Annotated in this window: 1 pseudogene; it reads right to left on the bottom strand. The window is 39.5% G+C overall.

What is annotated here, in order from left to right:
* A pseudogene (locus tag A3739_RS29735) lies at positions 1–243 on the bottom strand (type VI secretion system protein TssL); the annotation flags it as partial.

The following is a 243-nucleotide window of genomic DNA, read 5'->3' as shown; positions in this document are numbered from 1 at the left end:
GTCAACGAGCTTGTCCAAAATAGGTAAAAAATCATCTTCCAGATGCGCTGAACCTGAAGAAAACGACCCTTTCTCTTCAACTCGTATAATAATTTTGCGCCCTTGAGTTTCTAATTCGATTAATTCTTCTGAAATTTCTTTCTCTAGAAAAGACGCAATTTCGAGAGCCTGATCTTCTGCTTCCTCAGCAGCCTTAGTGACAGTAGAAACCAATAATTGTTGCAGCTCTAGCATTTCCCTATC

This window comes from Oleiphilus sp. HI0067 (assembly GCF_001635735.1).
Note: the sequence above shows the minus strand (reverse complement) of the source record. Positions and strands in the feature narration are given on the sequence as shown.